The organism is Achromobacter sp. Root565 (assembly GCF_001427425.1).
Taxonomy (GTDB): Bacteria; Pseudomonadota; Gammaproteobacteria; order Burkholderiales; family Burkholderiaceae_B; genus Achromobacter; species Achromobacter spanius_D.
Map to the genome: position 1 here is coordinate 287,230 of NZ_LMGO01000005.1, position 19,531 is coordinate 306,760.

At 66.9% G+C, this 19,531-nt stretch carries 14 protein-coding genes and 1 other RNA gene; 11 read left to right on the top strand and 4 right to left on the bottom strand.

The features are described from left to right. The first annotated feature begins 130 nt into the window (after window positions 1-130). The 5 genes from ompA to ssrA all read left to right on the top strand — a co-directional run bounded on the left by ompA (window position 131) and on the right by ssrA (window position 4,319). Window positions 131-712, top strand: coding sequence for an outer membrane protein OmpA (gene ompA / locus ASD71_RS18010; RefSeq protein WP_056322232.1), 582 nt, complete (start codon window positions 131-133; stop codon window positions 710-712). A gap of 148 nt (window positions 713-860) precedes the next feature. Beyond that, window positions 861-1,589: a bifunctional 2-polyprenyl-6-hydroxyphenol methylase/3-demethylubiquinol 3-O-methyltransferase UbiG gene (ubiG, locus tag ASD71_RS18015; RefSeq protein WP_056567660.1), complete on the top strand. Its 729-nt coding sequence runs from the start codon at window positions 861-863 to the stop codon at window positions 1,587-1,589. Then, on the top strand, window positions 1,586-2,260 hold the full coding sequence (locus ASD71_RS18020) for an HAD-IA family hydrolase (RefSeq protein ID WP_056567664.1): 675 nt from the start codon (window positions 1,586-1,588) through the stop codon (window positions 2,258-2,260). The genes ubiG and ASD71_RS18020 overlap by 4 nt, the downstream gene beginning before the upstream one ends. 402 nt (window positions 2,261-2,662) lie before the next feature. Continuing rightward, the gene (locus tag ASD71_RS18025) at window positions 2,663-3,841 is read left to right on the top strand and encodes an MFS transporter (RefSeq protein WP_056567667.1); all 1,179 of its coding nucleotides are present in this window, start codon (window positions 2,663-2,665) and stop codon (window positions 3,839-3,841) included. Between the two features lie 89 nt (window positions 3,842-3,930). After that, window positions 3,931-4,319, top strand: a transfer-messenger RNA (tmRNA) gene (gene ssrA / locus ASD71_RS27745). A 75-nt stretch (window positions 4,320-4,394) separates the two neighbouring features. Here the strand turns inward: ssrA and ASD71_RS18030 are convergent. From ASD71_RS18030 to ASD71_RS18045, 4 genes are all read right to left on the bottom strand, one after another. Then, window positions 4,395-4,649 (bottom strand): hypothetical protein, encoded by a 255-nt coding sequence (locus ASD71_RS18030; protein WP_156395223.1) that lies wholly within the window; start codon window positions 4,647-4,649, stop codon window positions 4,395-4,397. Between the two features lie 107 nt (window positions 4,650-4,756). Beyond that, complete coding sequence (locus tag ASD71_RS18035) at window positions 4,757-7,210, bottom strand: TonB-dependent siderophore receptor (RefSeq protein ID WP_056567672.1); 2,454 nt, start codon at window positions 7,208-7,210, stop codon at window positions 4,757-4,759. A gap of 269 nt (window positions 7,211-7,479) precedes the next feature. Next, a complete protein-coding gene (locus tag ASD71_RS18040; RefSeq protein WP_056567675.1) occupies window positions 7,480-8,490 on the bottom strand; it encodes a FecR domain-containing protein in 1,011 nt (336 codons plus the stop codon). Window positions 8,491-8,521: 31 nt separating this feature from the next. Then, window positions 8,522-9,115: a sigma-70 family RNA polymerase sigma factor gene (locus tag ASD71_RS18045; protein WP_056567677.1), complete on the bottom strand. Its 594-nt coding sequence runs from the start codon at window positions 9,113-9,115 to the stop codon at window positions 8,522-8,524. A 348-nt stretch (window positions 9,116-9,463) separates the two neighbouring features. Here ASD71_RS18045 and wecB point away from each other — a divergent pair, with 348 nt between their 5' ends. The 6 genes from wecB to ASD71_RS18075 all read left to right on the top strand — a co-directional run bounded on the left by wecB (window position 9,464) and on the right by ASD71_RS18075 (window position 19,522). Next, window positions 9,464-10,618 (top strand): non-hydrolyzing UDP-N-acetylglucosamine 2-epimerase, encoded by a 1,155-nt coding sequence (gene wecB, locus ASD71_RS18050; protein WP_056567679.1) that lies wholly within the window; start codon window positions 9,464-9,466, stop codon window positions 10,616-10,618. Window positions 10,619-10,653: 35 nt separating this feature from the next. Then, window positions 10,654-12,867 carry a cellulose biosynthesis cyclic di-GMP-binding regulatory protein BcsB gene (locus ASD71_RS18055; protein WP_056567682.1) on the top strand — a complete coding sequence of 738 codons (2,214 nt, stop codon included), beginning with the start codon at window positions 10,654-10,656 and terminating at the stop codon, window positions 12,865-12,867. A gap of 12 nt (window positions 12,868-12,879) precedes the next feature. After that, window positions 12,880-14,574: a glycosyl transferase family protein gene (locus ASD71_RS18060; RefSeq protein ID WP_056567684.1), complete on the top strand. Its 1,695-nt coding sequence runs from the start codon at window positions 12,880-12,882 to the stop codon at window positions 14,572-14,574. Further along, on the top strand, window positions 14,571-17,327 hold the full coding sequence (locus ASD71_RS18065) for a hypothetical protein (RefSeq protein ID WP_056567687.1): 2,757 nt from the start codon (window positions 14,571-14,573) through the stop codon (window positions 17,325-17,327). Before ASD71_RS18060 ends, ASD71_RS18065 begins: the two co-directional genes overlap by 4 nt. A gap of 34 nt (window positions 17,328-17,361) precedes the next feature. After that, window positions 17,362-18,378 (top strand): twin-arginine translocation pathway signal, encoded by a 1,017-nt coding sequence (locus ASD71_RS18070; RefSeq protein ID WP_056567689.1) that lies wholly within the window; start codon window positions 17,362-17,364, stop codon window positions 18,376-18,378. A gap of 88 nt (window positions 18,379-18,466) precedes the next feature. After that, the gene (locus ASD71_RS18075) at window positions 18,467-19,522 is read left to right on the top strand and encodes a cell division protein FtsQ (RefSeq protein WP_056569431.1); all 1,056 of its coding nucleotides are present in this window, start codon (window positions 18,467-18,469) and stop codon (window positions 19,520-19,522) included. Window positions 19,523-19,531: the final 9 nt, after the last annotated feature.

Below are 19,531 nucleotides of genomic sequence, written 5' to 3' on the forward strand. Positions count from 1 at the left end.
CACGCAGGAAACCCAGTAGCTATTCCTTTGAACCAGCTCTTGGCGTTGCTATACTGGCCCCGTTTTCCTGATATGCGGCGGGGGTTCGCTGCGAGTCACTTATCCAGCTTCAAGCTCAACGAGGAGAAACATGAACAAACCCTCCAAATTCGCTCTGGCGCTCGCCTTCGCCGCCGTCACGGCCTCTGGTGTAGCTTCCGCGCAAACCGTGGACAACTGGCGCAACCCGTTCGGTAACGTTTGGAAGAACGGCACGAACGAACTGTGCTGGCGCGATGCCTTCTGGACCCCGGCCACCGGTATCCCCGGTTGCGACGGCGTCCCGGTTGCTCAACAGAAGGCGAAGCCGGCCCCGATGGCGGCAAAGGTCGTGTTCAATGCTGACACGTTCTTCGACTTTGACAAGTCGACCCTGAAGCCCGAAGGCCGCCAGCTGCTGCAGCAAGTCGCTCAGCAAGCCAGCACCATCGATCTGGAAACCATCATCGCCGTCGGCCACACCGACTCGATCGGTACCGAACAGTACAACCAGAAGCTGTCCGAGCGCCGCGCCGCTTCGGTTAAGGCTTACCTGGTCAGCCTGGGCATCGACCCCAACCGTATCTATACGGAAGGCAAGGGCGAACTGCAGCCGATCGCTTCCAACAAGACGAAGGAAGGCCGCGCCCAGAACCGTCGCGTTGAGATCGAAATCGTGGGTAGCCGCAAGTAATTGCCGGACTAGCTACAATAAGGGGGCCTCGCATAGCGAGGCCCTTTTTTTCGCATGCGATGCACCCATCTGGTGCATCGGCGAGCCCCCTCCTCGCCTAGCGCGCTGGACCCCTCTATATATAGAGCAGCCTTACGCCGGACCGCCCATGAACACGCAAACTCACGACACCGCGCAAGCCTCCGTCAACGCCGATCAGGCCGAAATCGACAAGTTCAGCGCCCTGGCCAGCCGCTGGTGGGACCCCGAAAGCGAGTTCAAGCCGCTGCACGCCATCAATCCCCTGCGGCTGGAATGGATTCAGGAATGCGCGGGCAGCCTGGCCGGCCGCAAAGTGCTGGACGTGGGTTGCGGCGGCGGCATCCTGTCGGAAGCCATGGCCCGTAGCGGCGCCGACGTGACCGGCATCGACCTGGCCGACAAATCCCTGAAGATCGCGCGCCTGCATGGCCTGGAATCGGGCGTGAAGGTGGAGTACCGCAAGGTGCCCGTCGAGGAACTGGCTGCCGAGCAGCCGGGCCAGTACGACGTGGTGACCTGCATGGAAATGCTGGAGCACGTGCCGGATCCGGCATCGATCGTGCGCGCCTGCTCGACCCTGGTAAAGCCCGGCGGCTGGGTGTTCTTTTCCACATTGAACCGCAACGCCAAGTCCTTCGTGTTCGCGATCATCGGCGCGGAGTACGTTCTGCGCCTCCTGCCCCGTGGCACCCATACCTATGACCAGTTCATCAAGCCGAGCGAGCTGTCGGCGGCGGCGCGCGGCGCCGCCCTTGAGCCGGTGAGCATGCGCGGCATGGAATACAACCCGATCACCCAGATCTACTCGCTGTCTTCCGACACCTCGGTCAACTATCTGATGGCTACCCGTAAATGAGCGCCCTGATTCTGTTCGATTTCGACGGCACCCTGGCCGACACCGCCCCCGACCTGGCAGCCGCCGCGAACCGTCAGCGCACCCGCCGCGGCCTGGAGCCGATGGCATACGAAGCGCTGCGCCCCGTGGCATCCCAGGGCGCGCGCGGACTGTTGCGCGTTGCACTGGACCTGCAACCGGGCCATCCGGACTACGAGCCCACCCGCCTGCAGTTCCTGGAAGACTACGCCGCCAGTTCGACGGTGCACAGCAAGTTGTTCCCCGGAATCGAAGACCTGCTGGCCGATATCCGCAACCGTGGCATGTCCTGGGGCATCGTCACCAACAAGGTCACCTACCTGACCTTGCCCATCGTCGAATTCCTGGACCTGACGCGCGACAGCGCCGTGCTGGTCTGCGGCGACACCACCGCCCACGCCAAGCCGCACCCCCTGCCCTTGCAGCACGCCGCGCGCGAAGCGGGCTTTGGGACCGATCGTTGTGTCTACGTTGGCGATGACCTGCGCGATATCCAGGCGGCCCACGCCGCGGGCATGCCCGCCGTGGCCGCGGCCTATGGCTACGTCGGCGAAGACGACAACGTCATTGCCTGGCAGGCGGAAACCTGCGCCAATTCGCCGGCGGAATTGTGGTCCGCCATCGAACCGCTGCTGCCCCGCGACCTGCGCTGAGTGCGGAACACGGGCCGCCGACCGGCCCGTCCCGCCGGCGGCCATGCCGATTTTCCCTGAACGGCATCCTCGCTGATTGCACCGCTGCTGCCCGCGGTTATTCGGCTTTATTAGTGCGGCTAACCGAACAATCTATCCGGATGCCGGGGGTTTATCCAACCCGCGAACTCCCCTAAAGTGTGAACCGTGCATCGCGATCCGGGTGGTCCGGATCGCCCCGTTTCCGGCGCATGCCGGCGTTGCCGTCCCTGCGGGCCGTAACGACATCTCCGTGCTGGCGGACCTGCGCGTCCCGCCGCACCGTGCTCCGTCACATTGACGCGGCACACGCCAGACCTTTTGACCTCGCCTTCAACTCCCTGCCCGCGCGGCGCCACCCGGCCTCGCGTCCAAGGAATGCCTATGCTTTTGCCCATCCTGCTACTTTCCGCCGCCGGCTTCACCATTCTGACCACCGAGTTCCTGATCGTGGGCCTGCTGCCCGGCCTTGCCCGCGACCTGGACGTGACCGTATCCCAGGCGGGCCTCTTGGTGACGCTTTTTGCCTTCACGGTAGCGGCGACCGGCCCCCTGCTCACCGCCTTGATGGCCAACATGGAGCGCAAGCGCCTATTCATAGGGGTGTTGGTGCTGTTCGGCCTGTCCAATGCGCTGGCGGCCGTGGCGCCCAATATCTGGGTCATGGCGATCGCCCGCTTTGTGCCGGCGCTGGCCTTGCCCGTGTTCTGGTCGCTGGCTAGCGCCACCGCCGTCGAACTGGTGGGTCCCGCGCGCGCCGGACGCGCCATTTCGACGGTGGCGTTCGGCATCGTGGCCGCCACGGTGTTCGGCATTCCGATCGGTGTGCTGATCTCGGACGCGTTCGGATGGCGCGCCGCGTTCTGGGTGCTGTCGGTGGTGGCGTTTGCCAAGGCCCTGCTCCTGTTCCTGACCTTCCCGAGCACGCGCATCCGCGCCGACAGCGTGCGCCTCGTCACGCAACTGCGCATCCTGCGCAATCCCATGGTGGTGAGCCACGTGCTGCTGTCGCTGCTCGTGTTCACCGGCATGTTCACCGCCTATACCTATTTGGCGGACATGCTGGAGCGGCTGGGCGGGTTCGACGGCAAGACCGTCGGCTGGACGATGATGGCGTTCGGCGCCGTCGGACTGGTGGGCAACACGCTGGGCGGACGCCTCGTGGACCGCAGCCCGCTCGGCGCCACGGCGCTGTTCTCGTCGCTGATGGCCGTTGGATTGGCATTCGTCGCGCCGGTCATGCAGTCGCACCGCCTGCTGGCTGTCGCGCTGGGAACCTGGGGCATCGCCCAGGCCGCGCTGTTCATCGTTTGCCACGTGCGGCTGATGAAGTCCGCCCCCGAGGCGCCCGCGTTTGCCGCGTCCCTGAACATCTCCGGCGCGAACATCGGTATCGGCCTGGGCGCGGTGGTTGGCGGGCACGTCATCGACCACTACGGCCTGGCAACGCTCGGCGGCGCCGCGGCCGTCATCGTGGCGATTTCCGTGGGCTTGGCCGCGCTGATGATGGCGGCGTCGCGCGGCCGGCGCCAGTCCAAGACGGCGTGCGCCAACGCGGCCTGACGCGATGTCTGTCTCGTCCCAGCCACGCTTTGACCGCCTGGATTTGCAGAATGGCAGGCGACTGCATTTGCAGTACAATGCAAGGTCTTGGGGCCGATCCGGATTCGACGTGGGTCGCGAAACAACTCAGGGCATGCCGAGCACCAGTACGCTCGTTAAACCACTGGAACACTACAAACGCCAACGACGAGCGTTTCGCTCTCGCCGCTTAAGCGGTGAGCCGCTGCACTGATCTGTCCTTGGGTCAGGCGGAGGAAGGCAACTTCCTAGGGGGGTAACCCTCGAACCGCAGCAGCGACATTCACAAGGAATCGATCTGCGCTGGGGTCACACGGCTCAGATTTAAATTACGTGAATCGCTTTGGTCCGGCCTGTCGGTTGGCTAAGTCCAAAGTTAAAACCAAATAAATCGACTACGCATGTAGAACTGGTTGCGGAGGGCTTGCGGACGGGGGTTCAATTCCCCCCGGCTCCACCAAATTCCGTTCAGCAACGTCAGCTGAAACCAAAAATCCTCAAGGGTGCAGACCCTTGAGGATTTTTTTCGTCTGGATCACTGCCGGTTGACCCAGTCCTGCGCGCCCTCGATAAACCACGGCAGATTCAGGCGTTCGCCCTCGCCCGACTGGATCGTCAGGCGCTGACCCGACGGGTTGGTATTGGCGTTCGACGGCGCCGGCGAATCCAACGGCCGGCTGCGGTAGTCCACGTTGCCTCGCGGTTGCTGCGGCGTATCCGCGCAGGCGGCGAGGGACGCGATGGCTGCCCCGGCGAGGATGAGGCGCAGCGCTGCGTGATGAATCTTCATGGTGTTCAAGTTCCTGCTGGCGGCACAGGCCGGCGTGCCGGGCGATAAGGCCTTCCCCGTACCTTACTCGCATTGGGCTGCCGGCGTCAGCCTGCCCCGCCCCCGCTTCAGAACTGGTACTTCAACGTCAGCATCGCGTGGCGCGTCGGCGCGTAGATGCCGGTGTAGAAAGTCGTGTCCAGACCCTGCAGGTATTTCTTGTCAAACACGTTGTTCAGATTCAGCGTGGCCGACAACTGGCGGTTGAAGTCGTAGCGCGCCATCAGGTTGGCGACGGCGTAGGCGGGCTGCTCGCCCTTGAGAGTGACGCCCGGCAAGGACCAGGTGGTGGCGCTGTAGTAGATGCGGCTCTGCCAGTTGACGCCGCCGCCCACCGTCAGGCGATGCCAGTCGCCGGGCAGGCGGTAGGTGGTCCACAGCTTGGCCATGTGGCGCGGGAAGATGGTGCGGATGGTCCCGCCCTCGCCGTCCTTGGTGATGCTGTAGCTGTAGCTCAGCGCGGCTTGCCAGCCGGGGGCCAGTTCGCCGTTGAGCTCGACATCCAGGCCCGACGTTTTGGCGCCGCTGACGGCGCGGTACGCCGGCTCTCGCACGGTGCCGGGCACGAACTGACCTTCGTCGACTTCGGCGAGGTTGTCCTGGCGGATCTGATAGAGCGCGATGGCGCTGCTCAGGCGGCCGCCGAAGTAGTCGCTCTTCAAGCCGATTTCGTAGTTGTCGCCGGTGCGCGGGTCCAGCACGTTGCCGTAGCGCTCGCGGGCGCTTTGCGGCTTGAAGATGCTGGTGTAGCTGGCGTAGACGGAATGCTGGTCGTTCAGGTCGTAGACGACGCCCGCATACGGCGTGACGACGCCACTTTCGCTCATCTCTGTGATCTTGTTGTTCCGCGCCAGCGCAGGCGACGTGTAGATCTGCGAGAGCTTGTAGCGGTAGTTGCTGACGCGCGCGCCCACGATGACGGCGAGATCGTCCGTGGGTTTCAGGCGCAGCGCGGAATAGACGCCCTGCTGCTTTTGCCAGCCGTCGTAGTCCATGAGCTTCTGGCCAGTCACGGTGGGCCCTGCGGTTTCGTTGTCCCAGTCGTAGACGTTGACCGGGCGACCTTCGATGCCGGCGCCGGACATCGGCTCGTGGTAGTTCTTGAATTCCGCCCAGTTCATGCCCACGACGAACTCGTGCTTTCTGCCCCAGAGCTCGAACGGTCCGGCCGCCTGCACGTCGAAACCGGACTGGCGCTGGCGGGCGCTGCCCAGGCCGCCGTAAAACTGCACGCCGTCGCCCGTGTTGCGTTCGACGAAGCCCCAGCTCGCGTTCGCGGATGAGAACTCGCGCTCGCCATACAGGTAGTTGCCCGAGAACTTGAGCTTCCAGTCGTTGGCGAACTTGTGCTCGAGGTTCAGGAAGGCGTTGTAGACCTGGATTTCATTGGTGTTCCAGCGTGCGCCCGCGTTGTCGGACGCCTTGAAGTCGGTCTGCTGGCCGTCGGTGTAGAAAAGCGGCAGGCCGGTCGACGACTGTCCGCGCGGATCATTCTTCTGGTAGTCCAGCCCCGCCGTCAACAGCGTGTTTGGCGTGAGATCGGCCTCCAGCACGCCGTAGAGGACCGTCTTGTTTTCCTTGTAGTAGTCGATGTAGGTGTTGCCCTGCTCGTGCGCGGCGACGAAACGGCCGCGCAAGGTGCCGGCGACGTTGATCGGGCCGCCCACGTCCAGTTCGCCGCGCCCGCGGCCCCAGGTGCCTGCGCCCAGACTGGCGTAGCCCTGGAATTCGCGCGTGGGCTTCTTGCGGATGAGGTTGACGGTGCCCGAGGGATCGCCCGCGCCCGTCATCAGGCCCGTGGCGCCGCGCAGGACTTCGACCCGGTCATAGATGGCCAGGTCCGTCTGGCTCTGCGGGATGTTCTGCGACACGATGTCGGTCGCGGTAAGGACGCCATCGAACTGGTAGTTGTCGATGTTGTAGCCGCGCGAAAGCACGGAGAACCGGCTGGCGCCGATGTTCTGCACCGAAATGCCCGGGGTGCGGTCCAGCAGCGCCTCGATGCTGTCGACGCCCTCGTCCTCGATGCGCTGGCGCGTCATGACGCTGATGGTCTGCGGCGTCTCGCGCTGCGTGAGCGGCAGGCCGGTGGCGAAGGACAATGGGCCGGTCATGGCGTAGCTGTGCGAACCCTCCGTCGGGCCGAATCCGTCGGCTTGCACGGTGACGGGCGCCAGCGTGGCGACGCCGGCGGGCGCCGCGCGGTGCAGCACATAGCTGCCGCCATCTGCCGGTGACGCGGCCAGGCCGGTGCCGGCCAGCAAGGCGTTCAACGCGGCGCGCGGGTCCAGGTCGCCCGACACGCCCGGGCTCTGCTTGCCCTGCGCAAGCTCGCCGGCGCCGGCGACCAGCACGCCCGATTCGCTGGCAAAGCGCGCGAGCACCGTGCTCAACGGGCCAGCCGGAATGTCGTAATGCCGCGTTGCGGCGGCGGCGGATTGTTGAGCCGCCGCGGGCTGCGCTGCGGCGTCCGGCGCGTCGACGGCCAGGACCGCCACGCCGCCCGCGATCGCCAATTGCACGAGACGCGCCGTGCAGGTCAGGCGGGATCTGCCCGCCGAGCGGCGGAATGAGTGGGGCGGCCGCGGGGCGGCAAGGACTGAATGACGGGGCATGACGAACTGAGTTCCGATGAGGTTTATCGACGAGCCGTGCGATTGGATTCGCTCTCATTAGGGGAATCGAACGAGAACCTCAAAAGCGGAACCGGGAGGGGAAGAATTTTTTGCGATGCCGCGCCAATCGCGATGCAGCGCGGACGGGCGGGTGGCGGGAAAAGGTGAGGATCGCGTCAACGGCTGTTGAGCGCACCGCCTCTTGGCTGAATGCTGATCCACCACGGCAAGGTCCGCTGGATGCGGATGGGCAGAACGGCTTCGAGCATGGCCAGCGCCCGATCGGGGTCGGTGGCCGGATAACTGCCGATGACCGGCAGGTTGGCGATCTCGGGCGCCACGCGCAGCACACCGCCGCGATAGCGCTGCAGTTCACTGGCCACGTCCGCCAGCGGCGTGTTGTTGGTGACCAGGATGCCGCGCGACCAGGCTTCGCGCGCGGGGTCGGCGGATTGCGTAGCGGCCAGCGTTGCGTCGGTGAAGCGCGTCTGCTCGCCCGTCTGCACGACGCGGATGCTGCCCGTGACGGAGGTGCGGGCCTCGACGGCGCCCTTGTAGACCGCCACAAGTGTCTCGTCGCCGTCGAGCCGAACCGTGAATCGCGTGCCGAGGGCGCGCAATCTACCCTGCGGGGTATCGACGACAAACGGGCGTGCGGGATCGGCCGCGGTCTGTATCAGTATTTCGCCCGCCAACAGGCGAAGCCGGCGCAGGCCATCGCTGTAATCCTCGTCGAAGGCGCTGCCGGTGCCGAGCCAGACGATGGACCCGTCGGCCAGTTCGATGCGCCGGACCTCACCGGTGGCGCTGCGGTGATCGGCCGCCCAGGCCAGCACCACGCCGGGCAAGGGCGTAAGGCGCCATGCCGCCAGACCGGACAGGCCCGAGCCGGCCAGCGCCGCCAGGCCGAACAGCATCTGACGCCGCCGCGCCATGCGGCTATTGGCCGCGCAATAGCCCTTGGCCGCGGCGTCGCGCCCGGGGCTGGACTGGACGGGTTGGAATTGGCTGCTGATGCGCTCGACGTAGCCCCAGGCGGTCCGATTCTCCTGCGCGCGTTCAAGCCAGCTCTGCCAGCGTCGGCGCTCGTCGGCCGTGGCCTCGCCGGAGCGCAGCAGCGCAAACCATTCGGCAGCCTGCTCAAGCGCCTGGTGCGTGGGTTCGACGGCGGATTGCAAGGAGGTCATGCCGCGCCTCGTGACTGGATATCCGGGCGCGTCATGCCGAACCGGTTCCCACGGGCGTGGCCGGAGGCACAAGGATCGGCGGTTCGGTGACCACCGACCGCGCTTCCAGCATCAGGCAGTGCAGCATGGCTTGGGCGACGTACTTGCGGACCATCCGGGTGGACACGCCCAGCTCCTGCGCCACTTCCTTGTCCGACATCTCGCAGGCGACCGCCATGACGAATGCGTTGGCGGCCTTCACTGGCATGCTGCGCAGCATGCCGTCGATTTCCAGCAATGCCTGGATGACGATGACCTGATGCTCGGCAGACGGGGCCAGGGCCTCTGGCCGCGCGGCAAGCTCTTCCAGCCACATCTGCTCGATCTGACGGCGCCGCCACAGGTCCACGCACATGCCGTTGGCCATGGCGCGCAGATAAGCCCGAGCCTCGGGCGCGCTGTCGAAGCGGCGGGGTTTCTGAATGAGGCGCACGAAAGCGTCGTGCGCGAGGTCGGCCGCGTCACACGAATTGCCCAGGCGACGGCGCAGCCACCCATGAAGCCATCCGTGATGGTGGGTGTACAGGGATTCGATTTGTGAGGACGGCGTGTCGCTGGCCACGGCGGAAGTAGGACCTCGAGCCATCCTGGGACGCCCGGAAATCTAAATAAGAATTACTCGTGATTATCCGCACAACGGCCCTGTTTTGCAATGCGGCATTTCCGCGGGCACGAAGCGGTGCATTCAACGCCCTGCGTTCATAACGGAAATTTATTGTTTCGTGCTTTATCTTGGCAGTTGTAACGGCGGCACCTGATTTGACCCCAAATTTCAGATAAAGCGCGTGCCTCCCCTGTAGCGCCACTGGGCGAGGAGTTCTCCACGGAGCGAATGCCTCCCGAGAAGCTCGATATATTTCGACACATATTACGAATGCTTTCAAGACAAAATAGCCGCACGAAAATGCCACCGGCGCTGGGGGCCAATTCCGCCATGAAAGTCTTGTCGATATTCGGCACGCGGCCCGAAGCCATCAAGATGGCCCCGCTGGTCACCGCGTTGCAGAACGAGCCGCAGATCCAGAGCGTGGTCTGCGTAACCGGGCAACACCGGGAAATGCTGGACCAGGTGCTGGCGCTCTTCGAATTGAAGGCGCAGCACGACCTGGACATCATGGTGCCCAACCAGACGTTGAACGGCCTGTACGCCCGCCTGATCAATCGCGTGGACGGCGTGCTTGAGGCGGAGAAGCCGGATTGCGTGCTGGTGCACGGCGACACGAGCACGGCGTCGGCGTGTGCACTGGCTTCGTTTCACCGGCGCGTGCGCATCGGTCACGTCGAGGCCGGGCTACGCACCGGCAACCTGGCGATGCCGTTTCCCGAGGAAATGAACCGGCGCGTCGTCGACGCGATCGGCGACCTGCTGTTTGCGCCCACCGCGGAGTCGCGCGGCAATCTCTTGCGCGAAAACCTGGCGGGCAGCATCACGGTGACCGGCAATACGGTGATCGACGCCCTGGCGATGACATGCGCCAAGCTGACCGCCGGCAGCGCACTGACCCGCATGCTGCAAACCCGCTACGCGTGGCTGGATCCGAACCGCCGGCTGCTGCTGGTGACGGGCCACCGGCGTGAGAGCTTTGGCGAGGGCTTCCGCAATATCTGCGCGGCGCTGGCCGATCTGGCGCGGCGCGCGGACCTGCAGATCGTGTACCCGGTCCACCTGAATCCCCAGGTGCGCGGCGTCGTGATGGCGGAGCTGTCCGGACTGCCCAACGTGCACCTGATCGACCCCCTGGATTACCTGGATTTCGTGTGGTTCATGCAGCGCTCGCACCTGATCCTGACCGACTCGGGCGGGGTTCAGGAAGAGGCGCCGTATCTGGGCAAGCCCGTGCTGGTGATGCGCGACGTCACCGAGCGGCCTGAAGCGGTGCGCGCGGGCACGGTGGCGCTGGTGGGCACCGATACGCGCCGCATCGTCACCGAGGTCAACCGCCTGCTCGATGACCCCGCGCTGCACGGGGCCTTCTCGCGGCGGATCAATCCGTACGGCGACGGCAAGGCCAGCCAGCGCATTGTCGATGCGCTCTGCGGCCGCGCCGTATCGGAATTCTCGCCCCACGCCGCCCCCTCCTCTCTCTGACTTCTGACGCGATGCCTATCTTGCCTGGAGCTTTCATGCCCTCCTCCTTACAAGCCACCGATGTCCGTACGTTGTGCCGCGCCCTGGTCGCGGCGGGGCTGCTGGCGCCGCTGGCCGCGCTAGCCAGTCCGGCCGGCGACGCGCTGCGCCGGCTGCAGAGCGACGACATGGTGACGCGCAGCACCACGCTGGAAGACCTGGGCATCAAGGAGCCTGTGGTCCTGTCCAACAGCGATGCGCGGCAGGAGTTTTACCTGCCGGTGCCGCGCGGCGTGCCGGTCACGGACGCGCGGCTGGACTTCGACGCGCGCTACACCAAGGGCGAACCGGGCCGGACCAGCATGGTGCTGTGGCTGGACGGCGTGCCGCAGACCGCGCAGCGCGTCGCCGATGGCGAAGGCTCGGCCAGCCGGACGCTCGCCGTGGAACGTCGCACACGCGATTCGGGATTCCTGCGCGTGGGCGTGGACTGGCAGTCCGACATCGCGCTGCGCCACTGTGAAAGCAACCGCGCCACGGGCAATGCCCTGACGATCTCGCCGCAGACGCGGCTGAGCTACCGCTATGACGCCTCGGCGATCAACAGCCTGGACGATGCCTGGGGCTCGCTGCCCGGCAAACCCGTGCTGATGGTCGCCAGCCGCAAGCTGGACCAGCAGGCTTTCGACAGCGCCTGGCGCCTGGGCGTGGCAATGGAGCGCAGCGGCAAGCGCGTGGCGGTCAGGGCCTTCCCGGCAGTGGGCGAAGAGGTCGACACGCGCGGTCTGCAGGCCCCGGCCGGTCTGGGCCAGGTGCCGGCATTTGCCGCGCTGGCCGGCAAGGAAACGCACAAGCTCGCCAACCCGGCGGAGATCGGCGCCCTGCTGGTGATGGGCGCGCCCGCCGTTGCCGGGGACGTGGTCATTGCCGATGCCGCACTGAGCACGCAATACAACGCCGCGCTGGACGCGTTGCAGGCGCAGCTTGCGTCCGATCCCGATGCGGCGGACGCCTTCAAGGCTTGGCGGCAAGAGCGCATGCCGCTGGCGGGCGCCGGCCTGGCGTCCAAGGAGATCCGCCTGGTGTCCCTGGGCCGTCAGGCGGTGATTGCCGTGGCGGCCGACGCGGGCGCGCAAGGCGCCGGCGTTTTCGACTCGGCTTGGCGCCGCATCCTGGCCAGCCGCCAGGTGCAGGTGCAGACCGCCCTCCCCCCGCAGTCCATGCAGGATGGCGGCGTGCGCCTGTCGACGCTGGGCGGCTCGTCGGCGAGCTTCGACGTGGTGGCGCGCGGCGACTGGAACGCGTCGTTCCCGCTGGCCGCCGTGACCACCGACGGCCGCGTGCCGGATGAACTGGTCATGGATGTGGCGGCGGCGCCCGGGGCCTCGTCGACGCGGCCGGTGGCGTCCGTCTTCTGGAACGGCATTCTGCTGGGCGCCAAGCAACTGGAGGCCGACGGCCGGCCCGAGCGGCTGACGGCGCGCGTGCCGGGCTATGCGCTGGGCGTGACGAACGCGGTGCGCGTGACCTTCCAGCGCCAACCCGTGTCGGTGGATTGCAACGAGATTCCGCAGGGCTATCCCGTGAACGTACTGCCGACCAGCTACGTGAAGCCCGGCAAGGCGCAGCCCGACGGCACCTTCGTGGGCCTCTTGCCGCTGATGGCAGGGTCGCCGCAGGTGCTGATTCCGGACAGCTATCTGGCCGACGCGCCCGACAACATCAAGCGCGTCATCGGCATCGCCGCGGCCAGCGGCGTGTCGGCCACGCGCGCCGAACTGTCGGTGTCGCCCGCCGGCCAGGCCGTCAAGCCCGCCCGCGCGTTTCTGGCGATGGAGCTGCCGGTCGACGGCGCCAAGCCCGCGGTCAAGGTCACGGCACGCAAGCAGCTTCAGGTGGCCGGCAAGGACACGACGTTGCTGGACATCTCCGGGCTGACGCAACTGAGCACCGCGGAAGTCGTCAGCGCCGGCGGCCAGGACGGCGTGCTGTGGCACACGCTGGGCGAGCAGCCCGGCATGACCGATGCGCCCTTTGTGCTGAATCGCGGCAACATCGCCATCATCGGCGCGGCGGGGCCTGTTGCGTGGATCGACAGCGCCAATCCTGACGCGAGTCATCCGCCCGGCGCCGGAGAAAGCGCCTTCTTCGAGTGGCGGCGCTACATCTCGTGGAGTGTGCCGGCCATCAGCATCAGCCTGCTGGTGCTGCTGCTGTTCCTGATCTTCGCCATGCGCGTCAGCCGCAGAAAGCGCAAGGATCCCCAATAAGGCCACGGCGTCATGTCCTCGCTCTACTGGCCCTACCTGATCGCGGATTACTACCGCGGGCTGGAGGTTGTGACCGCCGTCGTCGGCGTGATCATCCTCCTGTCCAGCCTGGATGACCTCTTCATCGACGGCTGGTACTGGGTGCGCGAGCTGTGGCGGTCGCTGACCATCAAGCGCCGCTACACGCCGCTGACCGCCGCGCAGCTCCGCGCCAAGGAAGAGCAGCCGCTTGCGATCATGGTGCCGGCCTGGCTGGAGTACGACGTGATCGCGTCGATGCTGGAAACCATGGTGTCGACGCTGGAATACAAGAACTACATGATCTTTGCCGGCACCTACCAGAACGACGAGCGCACGATCAACGAAGTGGAGCGGATGCGGCGGCGCTACCGCCAACTGGTCCGCGTGGAGGTGCCGCACGATGGCCCGACCTGCAAGGCCGACTGCCTGAACTGGATCGTGCAGGCGATCTTTGCGCAGGACGCCAAGCAGCCCGTGCCCTTTGCCGGCGTGATCCTGCACGATAGCGAAGACGTGCTGCATCCGCTGGAGCTGAAGTACTACAACTACCTGCTGCCGCGCATCGACTTCATCCAGTTGCCGGTCACGTCGCTGGAGCGCCATTGGTACGAGCTGGTGGCGGGCACCTACATGGACGAATTCGCGGAGTGGCACACCAAGGATCTGGTGGTGCGCGAGAGCCTGTCGAAGATGGTGCCGTCGGCCGGCGTGGGCACGTGCTTTTCGCGCCGCGCGCTGGTGGAGCTGGCGGCCGAGACGAACAATCAGCCGTTCAACACCGACACGCTGACCGAGGACTACGACATCGGCGCACGGCTGGCCCAGCGCGGCATGCGCCAGATCTTCGGCAAGTTCCCGGTCGAGTACGTGACGCGGCGCCAATCGTGGTTCGGCCTGGGCAAGGAACAGGTCGCGCGCCTGCGCATGCCGCTGGGCGTGCGCGAATACTTTCCCAACACCTTCCGCACCGCTTACCGGCAAAAGGCCCGCTGGACGCTGGGCATCGGGCTGCAGGGCTGGCAGCAGGTGGGCTGGACGGGGTCGCTCGCGACCAAATACCTGCTTTTCCGCGATCGCAAGGGCTTGGTGACGTCCTTCATCGCCATCCTGGCCTATGTGCTGCTGGCCAACTTCTTCGTCTTTTATCTGGCCGACCTGTTTGGCTGGTGGACCGTGTACTACCCCTCGTACTTCCGGCCCGGCGGCTGGCTGGTGACACTGATGTGGGCCAATGCCGTCGCGCTGCTGCTGCGCGTGGTGCAGCGCGCGTACTTCGTCGGCCGGATGTACGGCTGGGAGCATGCGCTGCTGTCGATTCCGCGGATGATCGTCGGGAACTTCATCAATGCCATGGCGGCGGCGCGAGCGTGGCGGCTGTTCATCGGCCACCTGATCTCGGGCAAGCGGCTGGCGTGGGACAAGACCATGCACGACTTCCCGTCCACCGATCAGTTGGCGCAGCAGCGCCAGCGCCTGGGCGAGCTGCTGCTGTCGTGGCAAGCCATTGACCAGTCCACGCTGGAGCAGGCGCTGGAGATCCAGGCGCGCGAGAAAAAGCCGCTGGGCCAGATCCTGACGGAACAGGGCTGGCTGGACGAAGGCACGCTGCACGAAGCCATCCAATTTCAACAGGCCGGACAAGGCGAGCCGCCGGCCGCGCCCGACACCAAACCTTCGACCCCATGATGTCCTTTCCTCGCTCGCTCGTTCTGTCCGCGGCCCTGGCCTGCGCCTGGGCCGCGGCGCCCGTTGGCGCCCAGGCGCAGGCCAGGGCCGAAGCGCCGCTGGAAGGCGCGGCCTGGCAGTTCGCCGACGAGGGCTACAAGAACTACGACGCCGGCAACTATGCGCTGGCGCAGCAGCAGGCGGAGTCGGCCATCGTGCTGCGCCCCGATGTGGAGCGCCTGCGCCTCTTGCTGATCTATGCGCTGCAAAAGCAGGGCAAGCTTGACGAGGCCGACAAGGCCGCGGCCGATGCCATCGCCAGCGGGCTGGACTCGCCTGCCCTGCGCCAGGCGCGCGCCAACCTGCGCCCCGCCGCCGCAACGCGGTCCGCCGCCTCCCCCGCCGCGCCCCGGGCCAGCAGCGCTTACCAGCGCGGGTTTCCCATCGCCACCCGCGCCTACGCCGACTACAACCGCGCGGACTATTCCGCAGCCGAGCGCGGCGCCGAACGCGCATTCCGGATCGATCCCAAACAGGGCGCGTGGGCGATGCTGTGGCTCGATGCGCTGGAAGCGCAGGGCAAGTACGCCGAGGCCGAAGCGGCTGCGGCCAAGGCCGTGTCGCTGGGCGCGCCGAACAGCAACGACTTGGCCGCGCGCCAGCAGACGCTCAAGCGCCGGATGGCGGTCAAGCCGGCCGAGGAAGGCTATCAGGCCTTGATCGCCAACCGTCCCGGCGACGCCGTGCCGCTCGCCCGGCAGGCCGTGGCGCTGGCGCCCGAAAGCGCCAGCCATCGCCTGCTGCTCATCACGGCGCTCATGCTGGACAACCAGCTCGCCGCCGCCGAGGAAGCCGCCACGGACGCCATGCGGCAGGACGACGAGAACACCGTTGCACTGCTGATGCGCGGCTATCTGCGCCAGCGCCAGGGCAGAACGCAGGAGGCGGACGCGGACTTCGACGCGGCGCTCAAGCAGGACTGGCTGGACGACGAACAGCGGCGCAACGTGCGCCTGATCGCGGCCGACGCCGCCCTGGCAGCCGGCGAAAACGCGCGCGCGCTGGCGCTGATCGAACCGCTGGGCGGCAAAGATGAAGCCGCGGCGCAGCGCATCAAGCGCGCGGGCGCGCGCCCGGCCATCCCCGCCACGCTGACGCTGGCGAACTATCCCGCGCCGGTGCAGGACTGCCGCGACACGCCCTACGGCACCTCGTGCGAGCTGCTGCCGTCGGATGCCGCAGGCAGCGGCGGCCCCGCCTCGCTGGCCTATGCCGCCTACGCGCGCGAGGATTACCAGGAAGCCATCAGTCAGGCGCGCAAGGCGGCCGAGCAGGATCCCGCCAACAAGGAATACCAGCGCCTGCTGACCACCACGCTGGCGGCCGGCAACGCCGCGCAACTGGCCGAGGCCAACACGCGCATGAGCGCAGCGCTGGCCGCGCAGCCCGACGATCCCACGCTGCTGATGCAGCGCGGTTACCTGCACCAGCGCATGCGCCAGCCCAAGCTCGCGCTCGAGGACTTCCAGGCCGCGCGCGCCACCGGCAAGGCGCCGCCCACCGTGATTCTGGACGAAGGCTATGCGCTGGCCGGCGTAGGCGACAAGCGCGGCGCGGTGGATCGCCTGAAGGAAGCCATCGACGAGAACGACGCGGGCAAGCTGGACCTCACGCCGCAGCAGCGATTCGACACGCGCAACGCCATCGGCGGGCTGGCGCGCGAATGGGGCGGGTACTTTTCCGCGGGCTACCGCGGCGCACGCCCCGCGTCCTCGGGGTTGGGCGGCGCGGCCATCACCGTGCCGGGCGACGCCGTGTTCAGCACCGCCGAGATCTTCTGGCGGCCCTCGGACTTCCTGAATTCCTCGATGCGCACCTTTGAACTGTACGGGCGCCTGTCGAACACGCTGTACGACAAGGGCGGCCGGACCGCGAGCCAGACCGTTTCCAACCCCTGCCAGGGAACCCTCGACGACTCGGAATCATCCACGATCGACATCGCAGAATCATCCAATCCCGGCATCTCAGGCATCCCTACCACCATCGGGTCGCTCGGCATGCGGTTCACGCCGTCCACCGAAGTAGGTCTGACGTTCGGACTGGAGCGTCAGTTCAACCTGGGCAGCGCTACGCGCCGCGGCACGTTCAGCCCCGCCCCGACGGCGCTGCGCTGTTCCCCCGTCCTCAGTAACAAGACGGCGCACTACGAGACGAACGCCGGCAGCGGCGGCTGGCTGGCCTACGTGACCTACGGCCTGTACGAAGGCACGACGCTGCGCATCGACCGCCCGGACTGGTTCACGATGGAAGGCTATGTGCAGGCCGGCTATTCCTGGCAGGACATGCCGGCCAAGTTCTGGCTGCGCGACAACGCGACGGGCGTGGACGGCGAAAAATCGTCGGGCCGGCTGAAGCGCAACCAGGCGTTCGGCGCAGGCGAACTGCGCGTGGGCCGAAGCTATCGCGTGGACGCCATCAGCGAACGGCTGGTGTTCTTTCCCTATGCGGTCATCGGCGCGGACTGGCTGTGGAACAAGAACCGCGTCACGGACCTGGACGTTGCTGGCGCGGAGTCTTTCCGGCTGGCGGGCGACTCGACGTCGTGGTCAATGGGCGCCGGCCCCGGCTTCAACCTGCGCTACTGGTTCCGTGAAGGCCACTACACCGCGCCCATGTCCTATCTGGACCTGACGACGCAATACCGTTTCAACATCGGCGGCGGGCAGGCCGACCGGGCCAAGGGCCTGTTCATCAACCTGACCCTGTCGTACTGACGGCACGCCGATCCGCAACACAAGGAGTTCATCCATGCACACCGCAACCCGTCTTCCGAAGCGCGCCCTGCCGGGTCTTTCCGGCGCGCTGGCCCGCGCGCTGGCATCGGCCGCCCTGTTGGCGGCCTGCGCCACCGCAGCGCAGGCGCAGCAGGCTTCCTCCATCGTGATTCAGGGCAAGGACAACTGGCTGTTTCCCGGCTGGGGCAGCCTGACGCAGGTGGACATGCGCGGCATCGACGCGTCCACGCAGCTCGTGCGCGAGACGCGCGACGCGCTGGCGGCAAAAGGCATTCAGCTTGAGGTGCTGGTGCTGCCGGACAAGACGTTCTTCTATCAGGACAAGCTGCCGGACGGCAAGGCGCTCAGCGCCGACGTGAAGAAGCGCTATCAGACCATCCAGGACAAGCTCAAGCAGGCCGGCATCGCGACCATCGACGACGAGGCGGTGCTGCAGCGCGTGAAGAGCAGCGGCCAGGAGGTCTTCTACCGGACCGACCAGCACTGGACGCAGGCTGCCGCGGACGCCACCGCCGATGCGCTGGCGCAGCGCATCAAGACAGACGTGAAGACGCTGGCCGGCAAGCCCGGCACCGGCATGCCACTGGGCAGCGTGGTCAACGAGCGCCGCTACGGCGATCTGGCCGAGCTGTTCCTCACACCGGACCAGCGCAAGCAGGCCGGCCGCGAGACCTTCACGGTGCGGCGCCAGTCCGACAGCCAGAGCCTCGTGGACGACACGCCGGCGCCCGTGCACGTCACCGGTCACAGCATGGTGCAACCCTACTTCGGCTTTCCGCAGAAGCTGTCCAACGCGCTGGACCGTCCGGTTTCCGTCAACTGGAAGCCCGGCAACGTGGGCCATTGGGTGATGCTGCTGGAATACCTGGAATCGCCCGCCTTCAAGCAGAACAAGCCGCAGGTGCTGGTCTGGCAGATGTTCGAGCCCACCTACGCGCAGGGGCCGGAGGCCCGCGGCCTGTGGGACAACGCTTCCATCATGAGCGCCGACACCTGGCGCACGCGCATGAAAGCGGCCATCGGGAAGTAGGCACGTGGATACGCCGGACAAGACACGCGCCGCGGGCGGGGCGAGCACAGGAGGGCCGAGCACAGAAGGCCCGTCCGCCGGCCACCGGCTGACCGCCTGGGTGGTCGCCGTGCTGCTGGCCGTCGGCCTGGGGTGGGGCGGCTGGCGCCTGGCGCAGGCGCGCGTCGGCGCCGTCGCGATGTCACCGTCCGCGTGGCTGGATGGCTCGGCGGGCGCCGCGCTGAACAAGGCGCTGGCCTTGCCGCGCCAGGCCGATGTCGACACCTGGAACGCCGCGCTGCGCTATCGATTGTTCGGCGACCTGGGCGAACAGGTCGCGATGGGCTGCCCCGGCTGGCTGTTCTACCGCGACGGACTGCGGCCGCCGCCGGGCGTGCACGTCTTTGACGAACGCCTGCGCCTGATGCGGCATTGGGTGCGCGAACTGCGCGCCAAGCAAGTGCAGGTGCTGGTGGTCGCGGTGCCCGACAAGTCGCGCATCGAATCCGCCCAACTCTGCGGTCTGCCGGTGTCGCAACCGATGCGCCAAACGCTGGACACCTGGCAAGCGGCGCTGCGCGCGGATGGCGTGCCCTTCGTGGACCTGCGCGACGCGCTGCTGGCGGCCCCGGCGCCCCGCTTTTTCCGCACGGACGTGCACATGAATGCGCAAGGCGCGCAGGCCGCCGCCGCACGCGTGGCCGAGGCGGCGTTGCCGCTTCTGAACGGCAAGAGCACGCAGGCGTTCAAGACGGAACCGGCCTCTGCGCCGCAGCCGCGCATGGGCGACCTGATCGTGTTGGCGGGCCTGGAAAACGCGCCACCCGGATGGCGGCCGGACCTGGAGCAGGTCTCGGAGGCAAAGATCGAACCCGTGCGCAGCGGCGGCCTCCTGGATGAGCCGCCGCCGGTTCAGGTGCTGCTGGCGGGCACCTCCAATGGCCGCCGCAGCCAGTTCGGGGAGCGCCTGGGCATGGGCCTGGGCCGCGAGGTCTGGAACATGAGCCTGGATGGCGGGCAGTTCTCGGGTGCGCTGACGATGGCGCTGGGACAGCGCGCGCAGTGGCCCGCCAGCCTGAAGCTCGTGATCTGGGAATTCTCGGAGAACGCCCTGTCGCTGCCGCTGACCGCGGACGAACAAGCCCTGCTGGCGCGCATCCCGTAGCGGACCAAG